This window comes from Ureibacillus endophyticus, assembly GCF_024159215.1.
GTDB classification, from domain to species: domain Bacteria; phylum Bacillota; class Bacilli; order Bacillales_A; family Planococcaceae; genus Ureibacillus; species Ureibacillus endophyticus.
The window spans coordinates 2,201,101-2,215,542 of record NZ_JAMYWW010000001.1 but is presented as its reverse complement, the minus strand read 5'-3'; the positions used below and the strand labels follow the sequence as shown (position 1 = coordinate 2,215,542).

Genomic DNA, 14,442 nt, shown 5'->3' with positions numbered 1-14,442 from the left:
TTTACATAGGTGAAGGGAGTTTACATTATGTCTTCTCAAGGTATCGAGAAAAAGCAGAGTGTTCAAGAGTTAATCGCTCAATCTCGAAATAAAAAAGGCAAAAAGATAATTGAAAAATTAATGCCCCTTATTTTAATAATCACAGCATTTATTTCTGTTTTAACAACAATCGGAATCATTTTTACCCTTATTTTTGAAACCTTTGAATTTTTTCAGAGAGTATCAATTACCGACTACTTATTCGGTACTGAATGGTTACCCTTCTCAGGTAGTGAGCCTTTATATGGTGTATTACCATTAATATTAGGGACTTTAAAAGTATCTGTCATTGCAGCATGTGTAGCTGTACCCCTTGGAATTGCGGCTGCTGTTTACTTAAGTGAATACGCATCAGATAAAACACGTCGCATCATTAAGCCAATATTAGAGGTTCTAGCTGGTGTGCCAACCATTGTCTATGGTTTCTTTGCTTTAACATTTGTAACGCCATTATTACAACAATTGATACCGTCGCTGAAAATATTCAATGCATTAAGTCCAGGTATTGTCGTTGGAATCATGATTTTACCGATGATTGCATCATTATCCGAGGACGCTATGAGTTCTGTTCCAAATTCTATTCGTGAAGGTGCATTAGCAATAGGTGCTACGAAGCTTGAAGTTGCATTAAAAGTTGTATTACCAGCTGCATTGTCAGGAATTATTTCATCTGTCGTTTTAGCTGTATCTCGTGCAATAGGGGAGACGATGATTGTTTCCCTTGCTGGTGGAGCAACTCCAAATTTTGAGTTCAATGTTACGGGTTCAATTCAAACGATGACTGCGTATATTGTACAAGTTTCATCCGGAGATGCTGGTTATGGTACAACTATTTACTACTCAATCTATGCAGTTGGTTTTACACTATTTATCTTTACTCTATTAATGAATTTACTAGCCCAATACATTTCAAAACGCTTCAGGGAGGAGTATTAAAAATATGAGATATATCGATGATACTGTAGTAATGAAGCGTATGAAGTCTCGATTAAAGGTGAATAAGTTTTGGAAAGCAATCTTTTTTATCGCGACAAGCTTAGCTTTATTTGCTTTAGTCATTCTATTAATCCGAATTTTGTCACAAGGGATGAGTTATTTAAACTGGGATTTTTTCAATAACTTTGGTTCTCGATTTGCAGAAAAAGCTGGAATTAAGGCTGCATTAATCGGATCGATTTATTTAATGCTGGTCATCGCACCTGTATCAATGATTTTAGGTGTTGGAACAGCTATTTATTTAGAAGAATATGCAAAGAGAAATAAGTTTACAGATTTTATTCAAATGAATATTTCAAACTTAGCAGGTGTACCTTCTATTGTATTTGGATTGTTGGGGTTAACAATTTTTGCTCGAATGTTATTTTTAGGAAAAAGTATTTTAGCTGCAGGTTTAACGATGAGTTTATTAATTTTACCTGTCATTATCGTAGCTGCCCAAGAAGCGATTCGAGCTGTTCCAAAAGAGCAGAGGGAAGCTTCTTATGGCATGGGAGCAACGAAATGGCAAACGATTACTCGAGTTGTATTACCTGCAGCAATTCCAGGAATTTTAACAGGGAGTATTTTAGCTTTATCTCGTGCAGTAGGTGAAACTGCTCCCCTCGTAGTTTTAGGGATTCCAGTGATTTTGCAATTTTTACCTGACAGCCTATTAAGTGAATTTACTACATTACCACTTCAAATTTATGATTGGGCAAAACGTCCTCAAGAGGAATTTCAGTTTGTTGCAGCTGCAGGAATCATTGTTTTAATGGGGCTGCTTGTAGTAATGAACTCGATTGCGATATTTATTCGCAATAAGTTCCAAAAACGATATTAAGGATGAGTGATAAATGGTAGAACTTATGATAAAAAATAGTGATCAGATAAATATGAAATCTCAAAAGCAAGCAGTTAGTCCAATGATAAATAGAGTTGAAAAAAATACGGTTTTTGGTACAAAAAATTTTAATCTTTGGTATGGTGAGCACCATGCATTAAAGGATATTCAACTAGATATTAAAGAGAATGATGTAACAGCAATTATCGGTCCTTCTGGATGTGGTAAATCAACATATATCAAAGCGTTAAATCGTATGGTAGAACTAATACCGATTGTAAAAACATCAGGAGAAATTAACTACCGTGGAAGGAATATTTTTGATTCTTCTTATGAAGTTGAAGAACTGCGCACAAAAGTAGGCATGGTTTTTCAAAAACCAAATCCATTTCCAAAATCAATCTATGATAATATCGCGTATGGTCCACGAATTCACGGAATAAAAAATAAAAAAATTCTTGATGAAATAGTTGAAAAATCTCTACGTGGAGCAGCGATTTGGGATGAAGTAAAAGACCGTTTAAATCAAAATGCATATGGATTATCAGGTGGTCAGCAGCAACGTATTTGTATCGCCCGATGCCTTGCTATTGAGCCGGATGTTATTTTAATGGATGAACCAACTTCTGCCCTTGACCCAATCTCTACATTAAAAGTAGAAGAGCTAGTACAAGAATTAAAAGATAACTATTCTATTGTCATCGTAACTCATAACATGCAACAAGCTGCTCGTATTTCTGATAAAACGGCATTTTTCTTAAATGGGGAAGTTGTAGAGTTTGATTACACAGATAAAATTTTCTCAACGCCTCGAGACGGACGTACAGAAGATTATATTTCAGGCCGCTTCGGATAATAAGGAGATGTTATAGGAATGAGTAGTGTTCGTGGACGATATGATAACGAAATAAATGAAGTGCAACAAGATTTATTAGTTTTATGTAATCGAAGTATTTTATCTTTTGAAGCTTCTTTTACTGCATTTATTGAAAAAGATTTAATAAAAGCACAAGAGATAATAGATAAAGATGTAGATATTAATCAATTAGAAGAAGCAATTAATGATCGAGTTATTAAACTGATAACTAGGCAACAACCGGTAGCCACTGATTTACGACGATTAATTGTATTATTAAAAGCTGCTAATGATATGGAACGGATTGGCGATTATGCAGTGAATATTGCAAAAGAAACTTTGCATATTGGGAATAGTCGCTTTATTACATCCGTTGAATTACTTGAAGACATGTACTTCAAAACAACATTAATGTTACGTCAAATAGTTGATGCATTTGTTGAAGAAAATATTACAAAAGCAAAAGAAGTGGCGGAATTAGATGACCAAATTGATGAGATGTACGGTAATATGATACAACATTTAATGAAATTAAGTGCAGTAACACCTGAAAACATTTCACAAATTACGTATTTATCTTTTATTTGCCGTTATATTGAACGTTGTGCTGACCATGCAACAAATATTGCAGAACATCTTTTATATTTGAAAAAGGGGCAACATATTGATTTAAACAATTAAAATTTTTCATAATTATATTTGAATAATCGGAAAATTTATAATAAACTATTTGTAGTATAATAATGAGCGATGATGAAAAATAGTAGTATTATGGACTGCTTTAGAGAGCTAGCGGTGGGTGAAAGCTAGTGCAGGAAATAATATGAATGGGCTTTCTAGCTTCTAGTACTGAACTTTTAGTAGGTACTAGCGCATGACTTGCGTTACAACAGTTGAGTGGACTATCGATTTTTTCATGGATAGTCAATAAAGGTGGCACCACGGCTCTTTCCGTCCTTTTTGTGATGGAAGGGCCTTTTTTGTTGATTTCAAACATCAGCAAGTGCATAGATGAGTAGAGTAGAGAAGGAGAGAGATGAGATGGTTGTTGAAGTAAAGCAATATGTCATTCACGAAGTACAAGGGGATATGATGACACCAATTTCTATTTTTAGTAGCTTAAAAGGCAAACATAAGGTGTTATTTGAATCCTCAGCGAAACATGAAGAAAGCGGTAGATATTCATTTATTGCTGTAAATCCTATTGCAGAATTAAAAGGGAACAATGAAGAGTACACAGCTCAATATGTTAACGAAGAACCACAAAAAGAAAAAGGATCAGTTTTACTAAAGTTGAAGGAAATGATGCCAATTCAAAATGGAGATTATCCATTTTCTTTCTTTGGTGGTGCAATTGGGTATTTTGGCTATGATACAGCTTTTTATAATGAAAAGATTGGTGAATCATTAAAAGATGATTTAAATATGCCGGAAGTTCATGTATTCTTCTATGATAACTTTATTGTGTTTGATCACTTACTACAAAAAGTAACAATTGTAGCAATTGATTTATTTAATAATGGGCGCTCTGAAGAAGAGATGCAAAATATCGTGAAACAGATTGAAAAAGAGATTACACAAAGTATTCCTTTTACTGATGAAGAAGCAGTTGCAGTAAAATTTCAACCAACAATTGAAAAGCAACAATTTATTGAAATGGTAGAAACAGCAAAGGAGCATATTGAAAAAGGTGACATTTTCCAAGTTGTGTTATCTCAACGATTTAAAGCTCCATTTGAAGGAAATCCATTTAGCTTATATCGTAAATTGAGAACGTCCAATCCATCACCTTATATGTTTTATGTAGAGTTTGATGAATATACAATTTTAGGAACTTCACCGGAAAGCTTAGTGAAGGTTCAAAATCGTATCGTTACGACAAATCCAATAGCAGGTACAAAACCTCGTGGAAAAACAAAAGAAGAAGATAATCAAATCGAACAACTCCTATTAAATGATGAAAAAGAAATTGCAGAACATCGAATGTTAGTAGACTTAGGACGTAATGATATCGGTCGAGTGAGTAAAATTGGATCTGTACAAGTGAGTAAATATATGACGATCGAACGTTATAAACACGTGATGCATATTGTTTCAGAAGTTACTGGTGAGCTTCATGATGATGTTCATGTATTAGATGTTTTAACATCATGCTTACCTGCAGGAACGGTATCTGGTGCTCCCAAAATAAGAGCTATGCAAATCATTAATAATTTGGAACAAACAAAACGTGGTGTTTATGCAGGTGCAATTGGATATATTTCGAGTAATGGAAATATGGACTTGGCCCTAGCGATTCGTACGATGATTGTAAAGGATCAACATGCTTATGTGCAGGCAGGAGCAGGAGTAGTATATGATTCCATTCCACAATCAGAATACGAAGAAACATTAAACAAAGCAAAAGCTCTATTGGAGGTACAAAGATGATTTTACTAATCGATAATTATGATTCATTTACGTATAACTTATATCAACAAATCGCTGCATTAGGAAAAGAAGTAAAAGTCGTTAGAAATGATGCTTTATCAATAGAAGATATTCGCAATCTACATCCGGAAGCGATTGTGTTATCACCAGGACCAGGGACTCCTAGGGAAGCGGGAATCACAGTTGATGTTGTTAAAGAATTATATAATGAATATCCGATTCTAGGAATTTGTTTAGGTCATCAATCCATTGGTGAAGCCTTTGGAGGAACAATTATTCGTGCAGAAAACATCATGCATGGCAAACTTTCAACTCTAAACTATGAGCAAAAAGGGTTATTTGAACAATTAAACGGTGAGATAGAAGTAATGCGTTACCATTCATTAGTCATCGAACCTTCAACAATCCATGGAGATTTTGAAATTGTTGCGACTTCAGCAGATGATGGGGAAATTATGGCGATTCAACATAAGCAATACCCAGTATTTGGATTGCAGTTTCATCCAGAATCGATCGGTACTGAAACTGGAACAAAAATGGTAGAAGCCTTTTTAGAAAGAGTATAGTATAAGTATAAGGGGAGCGTCTTAAAAAATTTTTTTAAGATGTTCCTTTTTTTGCGTCCTAAATTGAAAAGTATCCGTCTATAGAATGAAATGGATTGAAAGGAGGTTTACTGTGAGATTATCAATAGAACAAATCGTTGAAGGATATAGTGATTACTTACTTCGAATTGCTTATATCTATGTGAAGGATAAACGTTATGCTGAAGAAATTGTACAAGATGTCTTTATTAATTTTTATAAAAAACAAGACCAGTTTCGAGAACAATCAAGTTTAAAGACATATTTAACAAAAATGACTGTCAATCGTAGTTATGATTATTTACGTAGCTGGAAAAGTAAAAAAGAATTACTTTTTGAACGAGTTGGGTTTAAAGGGAATTCAAAAGACTCGGAAAGGTTGCTAATGGAATCGGAAGAAAAAATGGAATTAACAAAAGCGGTTCTACAATTAAAAATAAAGTATCGAGAAGTAATTCTGCTGTACTATTTTGGTGACTATTCAATAGAAGAAATTGCGCAATTATTACATACACCAAATTCAACAATAAAGTCACGAATTCAAAGGGCGAGGAACATGTTGAAAGAGATATTACAACAAAGTGATTTGGAGGTGTTGATAAATGGAAATGAATGATTTTAAAGAAAAATGGAAAAAGGAACTCGATACAAATCTTCAATTTACACAACAAGAGAAGACTCAAATAATAAATAAAATTGTATCAAGTCAAAATAATAAAATACATAAGGGGAACTGGGCTTATAATACTGTATTAGCCGGTTTTACAATTCTTGGGCTATTTTTTATAATGATTACGTTAAGTGATCGTTCATTTACTTTAAATACAATGACTTTAGGATCCAGACACCTAGATGAAATTGAATTTACTTCAAATTTCTACTGGTTTTTAATGATTTATATTTTAACTGTTTTTACAATTACAGCTCTTATTTTTACGATTATAAAAACTACTCGTTGGGAAAATAAAAAATGGATTCAATATATTAAAATATATGCAGAAAGAAAATATGTACCTTTGTTAATATTCTTTTATCTTCTACTAGCCATACCTATTTTTCTAGTTGTGAACATTCTTCAAATTTTATTTTTACAATTATGGTTGGTCTTAATTGTTTCTGCATTAAATTGTATTTACTTATTATGGTGTATTCGAAATAGCGAACAGGCGGCTTGTCCTCACTGCGGATGCCAATTTTCAAGTAGAAAAATCTTCTCAATGTCTTGGAATGCTTATCAGACGAAATGTGATAAATGTAATGAAAGAATTTTTCATAGTACATCTAGTAAAAAGAAAAACTCATCTATGTTCCCTGTTCTGTTTTTAACTTATTTTATTTTGGGCTTCTTTCAATTTCCGTTCCCATTTATTTTGATGTCATTTCTTTTAAACGGTTTAGTTTTCAATTTATATATTAGTAAATTTACAATGTCCTTTTCGAAAGATGATGAACCATTATGGTAAAGAAAGGCTAACCCAAATTAATCGTTATTTGGGTTAGCCCTATTTTATAAGTATTTAACAATTTCATTTTCAAATTTTGAAGGTTTATCTGTTGGAGCAAAGCGTTTTACAACATTACCTTCGCGATCGATTAAAAACTTTGTAAAGTTCCATTTTACATTTTTACCTAATAAACCTTTTGTTTGCTCTGTTAAGTATTTGAAAAGAGGGTGTGCATCTTCTCCATTAACTTTTACAAGTTCGTGCATAGGGAATGTGACACCATAGCTTAAACGACATGCTTCTGCTGCATCTGTGGCATTTGGGAGCTCTTGTTTAAATTGATTTGATGGGAAGCCGAGTATTTCAAATCCTTGATCTTTATATTTTTTATATAGTACTTCTAACTCTTCAAATTGACCTGTTAAACCGCATTTTGTTGCCGTATTTACAATTAATAACACTTTGCCTTTGTATTGTTCTAAAGAATAGGGTTCGCCTTTTTCTGTTTTTACTTTAAATTCGTAAATATTCATGTATACACCTCTTTACTTTTAGTATTGAAGTTGATCATTTAGGGTTTTTGTTTTTCTTCCTAGTACTAAAAGTATAATCGACAATGTGAAAGAAGTAATTAAAAAAGCACTGATAAATGCGATAACACCATTCCAGCCCCAGCTTACCCAAAAAATTCCCCCTGTTGTACCACCAATACTAGAACCAAAATAGTAACCAAATAAGTAGAGTGATGACGCTTGTGCTTTATCTTTTTTCGCTCGGAAACTAACCCATCCACTAGCAATCGAATGGGCACCAAAAAAACCAAAAGTAAATAAAACAATCCCAATAATTTTTACATATAAACTTCCGGGTAGTGTAAGAATGGCACCAGAAAACATGATGAGTATTCCAATCATAAGAACTTTTTGTCTTCCAAATTTATCGGATAAACTTCCAAACCATGCTGAACTAAACGTCCCAACTAAATAGACAATGAAAATTGAACCAACAATACCTGCACTTAAATTATAGGGAGGGCCGATTAATTTATAGCCAATGTAATTATATAATGTGACGAATCCGCCCATTAAGGTAAAAGCAATTCCAAACAAACAAATTAATCCTGGATCTTTTAGATGAGTGAATAATGATTTCGTTAAGGCTTTAAATTGTAATGGTCTTGGTGTGAAGTGCTTTGAAGTAGGTAATGCCCAAACGAAATAAGCGCTGACTATTAAACTTAAAAGTCCTATAAAAATCATCCCTATTTGCCAGTTAAAATAATGTGTCATTGTCCCCATAATGACACGACCAGCAAGACCCCCAACAGAATTCCCACTAATGTAAAGCCCCATCGCAGTTCCTAAGCTAGATGGATCCACTTCTTCTCCTAAATAGGCCATTGCAATTGCGGGAACACCTGCAAAGACAAAACCTTGAAGTATTCGTAATAACAAAAGTATTTCGAAATTAGGAGAGAAGGTAAGAGCAATTGTTAATATCGCTGCAGCAAAAATTGAAAACGTCATCAATTTTTTTCGTCCCCATGCCTCTGAAAAAGAACCAAATAAAATTAAACTAACAGATAAGACTGCTGTAGATACTGATAAGGATAAACTAGCGACTGCTGGTGAAACATGATATTCCTCTGAAAACTGTGGAAGCAGAGGTTGTGTTAAATATAAATTTGCAAAAGTAATAAATCCTGCAGCAAATAGTGCTAAATTAGCCAACGTAAATTGTTTCGTTCCTTTTTGTAAATAACTCATAGTAGCCGCCTCTTTATAGTTGTGACATTTTTTTGAACTAAAACTGTAAATTCATTATAATGAAAGGTGTTATATAATAGAAATTCATTGTTTTTATGTATCTTATAAAAAAAAGTTATAAGGGATAAGGGGATTGGGTATGGAGTTTAATTCGCTGTACTACTTTATTAAAGTTGCAAAGTATGAAAATATGTCCCGGGCAGCAGAGGAATTACATATTTCTCAACCCGCGTTGAGTAAATCGATTGCTGTTTTAGAAAGTAGTGTCGGGGTAGAATTATTTGATCGTAATGGACGTTCAATAAAGTTAAATCGCTATGGGAAATTTTTTCTTGAAAGAGCAGAGCGTATTATAAAGGAATATGAAAGGGCAAAAGAAGATTTAGCGAATATTGTTTCTCCTGGTCAAGGTGAAGTTTCTCTAGGTTTTATGCATACGTTAGGGCTCGAAGTGATTCCTTCGTTATTGATGGATGTGAAAAATCTTTATCCAAACATGAAATTTCAACTCACTCAAAGCAATTCTAGCGTCATAATGGAAAAACTCGAAACAGGTGAATTAGACTTATGTTTAATATCTTCTATTGATAGGAATAGTGAAGTTGTTTGGGAAAAATTATGGGATGAGGAGTTATTTTTAATTGTTGCTAGAAACCACCCGTTAGCTGTAAAAAAACACGTGAAAATTAAAGACTTTGCCCATGATCCTTTTATTTCAATTAAAAAAGGAAATTCCTTGCGTAGAACCGTTGATGAGCTATTTAGGAGGGAAGGCTTTCAATTAAATATTGCGTTTGAAGGGGAAGAAATACATACAGTTGCTGGATTAGTTGAAAGTGGATTAGGCGTGTCATTAATCCCACATATTAAAGGGCTTGAGCAGTATAATCTTCAAATAATCAAGGTAGATTTGGAAAATTGTAAAAGAGAAATTGGTTTAGCGTATAAGAAAAATGGTTTTAAAAGTTCAGCTACTAGGCAGTTTGCAATGTTCATTAGGGATTATTTTAGAAATAAATAAAAACGCAAGAATGCTTGAGAAAAACATTCTTGCGCGAAAAATTATTACTCTTGGGGTTTCCCTGTAATGATATTTGCAATTTCCTCTACTGACATTGAGGAATCTAATTCGAATTGCCCCTTTTGAATGGATTTCGCATATTCAGGTTGAGCTAAAAAAAGTTCCATTTCTACACTGTTTTTAATAACGCCTAAATCTTTTAACTTTTGAGCAACTTCAGCAGATGTAAGACCTGAGTATATATATAGGGTGCCTGATACGATTTTGTCGCTTTTATCAGGAATTGTATTCTCTTGTGATGATTCCACTTCTTGGGTCTCTTGTGTTGTTTCTTTTGATTGAACAGCTTTTGAATTTTGTTTTGTTTGTTCAGTCTGTTCTAATTTTTCATTCGCCTTTTTTAATTGAAGTTCAAGTTCAGCAATTTGCTCTTTATATTGTTGAACATTTTCTTCTTTTGAAGTGATAATAGGAATATTGTATTGATTTGCAATTGTTAAAATAGCACCTATTAAAAAACAGGCTACACCGAATGCTCGAACGGAAGATCTTTTCATCGGGCGCCTCCATTGTTTAAAATGCTTTTAATTTGTTCTTTTGATAATGTTGACATTTTACTAATTTCATCAATCGGATAGCCTTGTTTATTAAGTGAAATTACTTGGGCAACAAGTATTTCATTTATTTGAGTTTGTTTTTTGGGTGTAGGATTAAATGATTTATTAGAGACCTGTTGTTGTTTATAGGCGTCCATCTGTTTTTTTGTCGAAACAGGGGATTTTACGTTAAAATTAGGTTCTAATAGCAATTCTTCTTCTACTATTTTTAGTCGTTTCTTTAAGGAGTTTGTTTCTTGGTATATGCTAATAGAAAGCTCTTCTAGTTCCTGTTCCACTTTTTTTGAAGAATCTTTTAGGAAAAAGGAGAGAACAATACATATTATTCCGATTATCATGATAATAGTTGATAGTTCCACTTTGTCGGTCCTTTCTAAAATAAACATTTTAACTTATTTTAACATATGGAAAGTTATTAATAAATCATGCTAGATTTTTTTTCGATATATGTTATAATGATTTAGTCGTATAAATCATGCTCAAGAATAAAAGTACAGATATAGAGTGGGAGGGTTAATAATGCGCGTAAACATTACATTAGCTTGCACAGATTGTGGCGAACGTAACTACATTTCTAAAAAGAACAAACGTAACAATCCTGAGCGTTTAGAACTTAAAAAATATTGCTCTCGCGAGAAGAAATACACTCTTCACCGTGAAACAAAGTAATAAGCATTTTTGCCAAAACCACTCGTGGTTTTGGCTTTTTACTTATTAAAGAGGGAATGGTGAATAACCTTGAATAAAAGTGAATGGCGTCGAAAAATAAAAGAAAAACTCGAAAACATGTCGAATGATTTGTATATGCGGTCCTCTTTAGTAATTAGAGAAAAATTATTAAAAGAGCCATCTATAATAGAAGGAAATACGATTGCTATTACGATCTCAAATAATAGAGAGGTTGATACGATTGGTATCATTGAATCTCTATGGAAAGCAGATAAAAACGTAGTGGTTCCTAAATGTAATTCAAAAAATAGAACGATGCAATTTTATAAAATCGAGAATTTTAATCAACTTGAAATCGTATATATGGATTTGCGAGAGCCAATCCCGGATTTAACGGAGCTTGTCTCTGCGGAACAAATAAATTGTATGATCGTGCCAGGAATCGTCTTTGACAAAAGTGGATACAGAATCGGATATGGTGGAGGATATTATGACCGTTATTTAGAAAGATTTGAAGGGCAACTTATTTCCCTTGCTTTTCATTTTCAAGTGGTTGAATCAGTACCGAAAGATTCGCATGATATTCCAGTTAATGTAATTATTACTGATCAAGACAGAATTGATTGCAACATTTATCGAAAGAGGTAGGAAGTATAGTATGAAGACAATGAAAGACATTTATGATTTACTAAAGCAATACGGAATATATATTTATACAAGAGATCGTATTGGTGATTTAATTTTAATGGAAGATGAGGTACGAGAATTATACAAAGCACGTGTATTAGATCCGAAAGATTTTCAATCAGCAATGTTAATTATTCGAAGTGAAATATCAAAATTAGAACGAGAATTAGATAATTAATTGATGGATATTAGGAGAATTTGTAGAAAAAAGAAAAATGTTTATTATACGTTGAAAAAATTTTCCTTTTAATTTAAAATCTTTATCAGAACTTACAGAGGATATTACAGTGGAATAATTATCCTCTGTTTTAATTTTGGAACCTTTTTGTAACTAAATCGTAAATATTATGAGATACGATTTAAAAATGTATAGTAATTGTTATATTAATTTTTCTGCATATTTTTTAAGCCGACAATTTTTATTGCTTCTTGTTGGTAAAAACATTAAGATAAACTTTGTTTCTTAAAATCTAATGTGTATGTTGAAAAATTTAGTTCTTTACTATATCAATTATGTAGAAAGGATGTTAGGGATGAAGTCAATAAAATGGCCTAAACATTCGATTTTAGCTATTGCGGTACTTGCGACTTGGATAAAAACTGTAATTGTATACCATACAAGTTTTGAAATGGACATTGAAAACTTAATGCAAGAGTTTATCCTGTTTATTAACCCATTAAGCTTCTTATTATTTATTTATGGATTATCCTTATTTTTAAAATCAACGAAAGCGCGGAATCGTTATATTATAGCGATGAGTATCATTTTATCCATCGTTTTATATACAAACGTAGGATTTTATCGATTCTATAACGATTTTATAACACTACCTGTACTGTTCCAAACTAGCAATTTCGGTGAACTAGGTACATCAGTTGGCGCGATTATAAATTGGCTGGATATACTTTATTTCATCGATGTTATTATTTTAATTATAGCTATTAAGTTTGTTCCGAAATTACAAGGTCAATTAACAATTCGTAAAGAATTCCGACGTGCTTATTTTGTGCTAGCAATGGCAGTATTATTCTTAAATTTAGGATTAGCTGAAACAGAACGTCCACAATTATTAACACGTGCTTTTGACCGTGAATTACTTGTGAAAAACATCGGTACGTATAACTACCATTTATACGATATTTATGTACAATCAAAGTCGAGTGCCCAACGCGCATTAGCAGACGGTAGTGAACTTGTTGAAGTGGATAACTATGTGCAAGCAAACCAAGCTGCTGTTAATGATGAAATGTTTGGCAAGTATGCTGGTCGAAACTTAATTCTTGTTTCGCTAGAATCATTACAAAGTTTTGTTATTAATAATGAAATGAATGGTGAAGTGGTAACACCGTTTTTAAATTCTTTAACAAATGATAAAGATACTTATTATTTCAATGATTTTTATCATCAAACTGGATTAGGTAAGACATCGGATTCGGAATTTATCGTTGAGAATTCTTTATTCGGTCTAGGTCGCGGTGCAGTATTCTTTACACACGGCGGAAATACGTATAACTCAATGGCAGAAAAATTGGGTGAAAATGGCTACTTTACTAATGTAATGCACTCAAATAATTCATCGTTCTGGAATCGTGATATGATTTATAAATCATTAAATATTGATAAATTTTATGATATCAACTCCTATGAGGTAACGGATGAAAATTCTGTAAACTGGGGATTAAAAGATATTCCATTCTTTGAACAATCGACAGAACTAATGACTCAGATGCAACAGCCATTTTATTCTCGTTTAATTACATTAACGAACCACTATCCGTTCTATTTAGATCCAGAAGATATAATGATTCCTGAATATGATTCTAATTCAGGCACTTTAAATCGTTATTTCCAAACAGTACGCTATTTAGATGAAGCTGTTAAAGTTTTCTTTGAAGAACTAAAAGAAAAAGGTCTATATGAAAACTCAATTATTGTAATGTATGGAGACCATTATGGTATTTCAGAAAATCATAACAAAGCAATGGCAATGTACTTAGATAAAGAAGAAATTACAGCATATGATAGCGCCTTACTTCAGTCGGTGCCACTATATATCCATATTCCAGGCTCTGGAGATGGGGGCGAGATTAATAAAACAGCCGGTCAAATTGATTTAAGACCTACAATTTTACACTTGTTAGGTATTGAAACTTCAAATGACATGCAGTTAGGTGCTGATATTTTCTCAGAAGAACATGAAGACTTTGTTATTTTCCGTGACGGACGTTTTGTTACAAATGAGTTAGTATATGCTGGTGAAGTTTGTTACGATCGTAATACGGGAACTGATATTGGTATTGAAGCATGTCAACCATATATCGATCGCGCAACGACAGAATTAGAATATTCGGATGCGATTATAAATGGCGATTTACTTCGCTTCTATGATTCGGAGACAGGTAATTTAAAACAAGATGTTGTCAATTAATAAAAACGGTGTAGCAACTATCGCTACACCAGTTTTTTGATTTAATAAATTGAAAAAACGAGATATCATGATGATATCTC

17 protein-coding genes and 1 other annotated feature are annotated in these 14,442 nt (G+C 32.9%); of the genes, 13 read left to right on the top strand and 4 right to left on the bottom strand.

Translation table 11 applies throughout. The features are described from left to right. Positions 1–27: 27 nt before the first annotated feature. The 8 genes from pstC to NKR20_RS10870 all read left to right on the top strand — a co-directional run bounded on the left by pstC (position 28) and on the right by NKR20_RS10870 (position 7,191). The gene (gene pstC / locus NKR20_RS10905) at positions 28–975 is read left to right on the top strand and encodes a phosphate ABC transporter permease subunit PstC (RefSeq protein WP_253426545.1); all 948 of its coding nucleotides are present in this window, start codon (positions 28–30) and stop codon (positions 973–975) included. Between the two features lie 4 nt (positions 976–979). After that, on the top strand, positions 980–1,858 hold the full coding sequence (gene pstA / locus NKR20_RS10900) for a phosphate ABC transporter permease PstA (RefSeq protein ID WP_253426542.1): 879 nt from the start codon (positions 980–982) through the stop codon (positions 1,856–1,858). A gap of 82 nt (positions 1,859–1,940) precedes the next feature. Then, a complete protein-coding gene (gene pstB, locus NKR20_RS10895) occupies positions 1,941–2,714 on the top strand; it encodes a phosphate ABC transporter ATP-binding protein PstB (protein ID WP_253428117.1) in 774 nt (257 codons plus the stop codon). Positions 2,715–2,732: 18 nt separating this feature from the next. Further along, positions 2,733–3,395, top strand: a complete 663-nt coding sequence (gene phoU, locus NKR20_RS10890) for a phosphate signaling complex protein PhoU (protein ID WP_253426539.1) — start codon at positions 2,733–2,735, stop codon at positions 3,393–3,395. Positions 3,396–3,455: 60 nt separating this feature from the next. After that, positions 3,456–3,676: a binding site (T-box leader), on the top strand. A gap of 79 nt (positions 3,677–3,755) precedes the next feature. Continuing rightward, complete coding sequence (gene trpE / locus NKR20_RS10885) at positions 3,756–5,144, top strand: anthranilate synthase component I (protein ID WP_253426536.1); 1,389 nt, start codon at positions 3,756–3,758, stop codon at positions 5,142–5,144. Next, a complete protein-coding gene (locus NKR20_RS10880) occupies positions 5,141–5,710 on the top strand; it encodes an anthranilate synthase component II (protein ID WP_121214859.1) in 570 nt (189 codons plus the stop codon). Before trpE ends, NKR20_RS10880 begins: the two co-directional genes overlap by 4 nt. A gap of 112 nt (positions 5,711–5,822) precedes the next feature. Then, positions 5,823–6,344, top strand: a complete 522-nt coding sequence (locus NKR20_RS10875) for an RNA polymerase sigma factor (protein WP_245987555.1) — start codon at positions 5,823–5,825, stop codon at positions 6,342–6,344. Then, the gene (locus tag NKR20_RS10870; protein ID WP_253426533.1) at positions 6,331–7,191 is read left to right on the top strand and encodes a hypothetical protein; all 861 of its coding nucleotides are present in this window, start codon (positions 6,331–6,333) and stop codon (positions 7,189–7,191) included. The genes NKR20_RS10875 and NKR20_RS10870 overlap by 14 nt, the downstream gene beginning before the upstream one ends. A gap of 44 nt (positions 7,192–7,235) precedes the next feature. Here NKR20_RS10870 and NKR20_RS10865 read toward each other — a convergent pair whose 3' ends face one another. Both NKR20_RS10865 and NKR20_RS10860 read right to left on the bottom strand, forming a co-directional pair. Then, complete coding sequence (locus tag NKR20_RS10865) at positions 7,236–7,706, bottom strand: glutathione peroxidase (RefSeq protein WP_253426530.1); 471 nt, start codon at positions 7,704–7,706, stop codon at positions 7,236–7,238. Between the two features lie 18 nt (positions 7,707–7,724). Then, on the bottom strand, positions 7,725–8,939 hold the full coding sequence (locus NKR20_RS10860) for an MFS transporter (protein WP_253426527.1): 1,215 nt from the start codon (positions 8,937–8,939) through the stop codon (positions 7,725–7,727). 139 nt (positions 8,940–9,078) lie between these two features. Here NKR20_RS10860 and NKR20_RS10855 point away from each other — a divergent pair, with 139 nt between their 5' ends. Continuing rightward, on the top strand, positions 9,079–9,960 hold the full coding sequence (locus NKR20_RS10855; protein WP_253426524.1) for a LysR family transcriptional regulator: 882 nt from the start codon (positions 9,079–9,081) through the stop codon (positions 9,958–9,960). A gap of 44 nt (positions 9,961–10,004) precedes the next feature. On the opposite strand, the gene NKR20_RS10850 is transcribed toward NKR20_RS10855, so the two are convergent. Both NKR20_RS10850 and NKR20_RS10845 read right to left on the bottom strand, forming a co-directional pair. Then, the gene (locus tag NKR20_RS10850) at positions 10,005–10,517 is read right to left on the bottom strand and encodes a hypothetical protein (RefSeq protein WP_253426521.1); all 513 of its coding nucleotides are present in this window, start codon (positions 10,515–10,517) and stop codon (positions 10,005–10,007) included. After that, positions 10,514–10,915, bottom strand: a complete 402-nt coding sequence (locus NKR20_RS10845) for a hypothetical protein (RefSeq protein WP_253426518.1) — start codon at positions 10,913–10,915, stop codon at positions 10,514–10,516. Before NKR20_RS10845 ends, NKR20_RS10850 begins: the two co-directional genes overlap by 4 nt. Before the next feature lie 181 nt (positions 10,916–11,096). On the opposite strand from NKR20_RS10845, the gene rpmG reads away from it, so the two are divergent. From rpmG to NKR20_RS10825, 4 genes are all read left to right on the top strand, one after another. Further along, on the top strand, positions 11,097–11,246 hold the full coding sequence (gene rpmG / locus NKR20_RS10840) for a 50S ribosomal protein L33 (RefSeq protein WP_008408521.1): 150 nt from the start codon (positions 11,097–11,099) through the stop codon (positions 11,244–11,246). 117 nt (positions 11,247–11,363) lie between these two features. After that, complete coding sequence (locus tag NKR20_RS10835) at positions 11,364–11,894, top strand: 5-formyltetrahydrofolate cyclo-ligase (protein ID WP_253426515.1); 531 nt, start codon at positions 11,364–11,366, stop codon at positions 11,892–11,894. A gap of 10 nt (positions 11,895–11,904) precedes the next feature. Next, positions 11,905–12,111 (top strand): YqgQ family protein, encoded by a 207-nt coding sequence (locus tag NKR20_RS10830; RefSeq protein ID WP_121214868.1) that lies wholly within the window; start codon positions 11,905–11,907, stop codon positions 12,109–12,111. 355 nt (positions 12,112–12,466) lie between these two features. After that, complete coding sequence (locus NKR20_RS10825) at positions 12,467–14,362, top strand: LTA synthase family protein (RefSeq protein WP_253426512.1); 1,896 nt, start codon at positions 12,467–12,469, stop codon at positions 14,360–14,362. Positions 14,363–14,442 lie beyond the last annotated feature (80 nt).

Excerpts from the sequence above, each read along its gene's own strand:
- NKR20_RS10825 (WP_253426512.1), top strand. The coding sequence starts at position 12,467 with ATGAAGTCAATAAAATGGCCTAAACATTCGATTTTAGCTATTGCGGTA.
- pstB (WP_253428117.1), top strand. The coding sequence starts at position 1,941 with ATGATAAATAGAGTTGAAAAAAATACGGTTTTTGGTACAAAAAATTTT.
- rpmG (WP_008408521.1), top strand. The coding sequence starts at position 11,097 with ATGCGCGTAAACATTACATTAGCTTGCACAGATTGTGGCGAACGTAAC.
- phoU (WP_253426539.1), top strand. The coding sequence starts at position 2,733 with ATGAGTAGTGTTCGTGGACGATATGATAACGAAATAAATGAAGTGCAA.
- NKR20_RS10850 (WP_253426521.1), bottom strand. The coding sequence starts at position 10,517 with ATGAAAAGATCTTCCGTTCGAGCATTCGGTGTAGCCTGTTTTTTAATA.
- NKR20_RS10830 (WP_121214868.1), top strand. The coding sequence starts at position 11,905 with ATGAAGACAATGAAAGACATTTATGATTTACTAAAGCAATACGGAATA.
- NKR20_RS10870 (WP_253426533.1), top strand. The coding sequence starts at position 6,331 with ATGGAAATGAATGATTTTAAAGAAAAATGGAAAAAGGAACTCGATACA.
- NKR20_RS10855 (WP_253426524.1), top strand. The coding sequence starts at position 9,079 with ATGGAGTTTAATTCGCTGTACTACTTTATTAAAGTTGCAAAGTATGAA.
- NKR20_RS10835 (WP_253426515.1), top strand. The coding sequence starts at position 11,364 with ATGTCGAATGATTTGTATATGCGGTCCTCTTTAGTAATTAGAGAAAAA.
- NKR20_RS10865 (WP_253426530.1), bottom strand. The coding sequence starts at position 7,706 with ATGAATATTTACGAATTTAAAGTAAAAACAGAAAAAGGCGAACCCTAT.
- NKR20_RS10880 (WP_121214859.1), top strand. The coding sequence starts at position 5,141 with ATGATTTTACTAATCGATAATTATGATTCATTTACGTATAACTTATAT.
- NKR20_RS10845 (WP_253426518.1), bottom strand. The coding sequence starts at position 10,915 with ATGATAATCGGAATAATATGTATTGTTCTCTCCTTTTTCCTAAAAGAT.
- pstC (WP_253426545.1), top strand. The coding sequence starts at position 28 with ATGTCTTCTCAAGGTATCGAGAAAAAGCAGAGTGTTCAAGAGTTAATC.
- NKR20_RS10860 (WP_253426527.1), bottom strand. The coding sequence starts at position 8,939 with ATGAGTTATTTACAAAAAGGAACGAAACAATTTACGTTGGCTAATTTA.
- trpE (WP_253426536.1), top strand. The coding sequence starts at position 3,756 with ATGGTTGTTGAAGTAAAGCAATATGTCATTCACGAAGTACAAGGGGAT.
- pstA (WP_253426542.1), top strand. The coding sequence starts at position 980 with ATGAGATATATCGATGATACTGTAGTAATGAAGCGTATGAAGTCTCGA.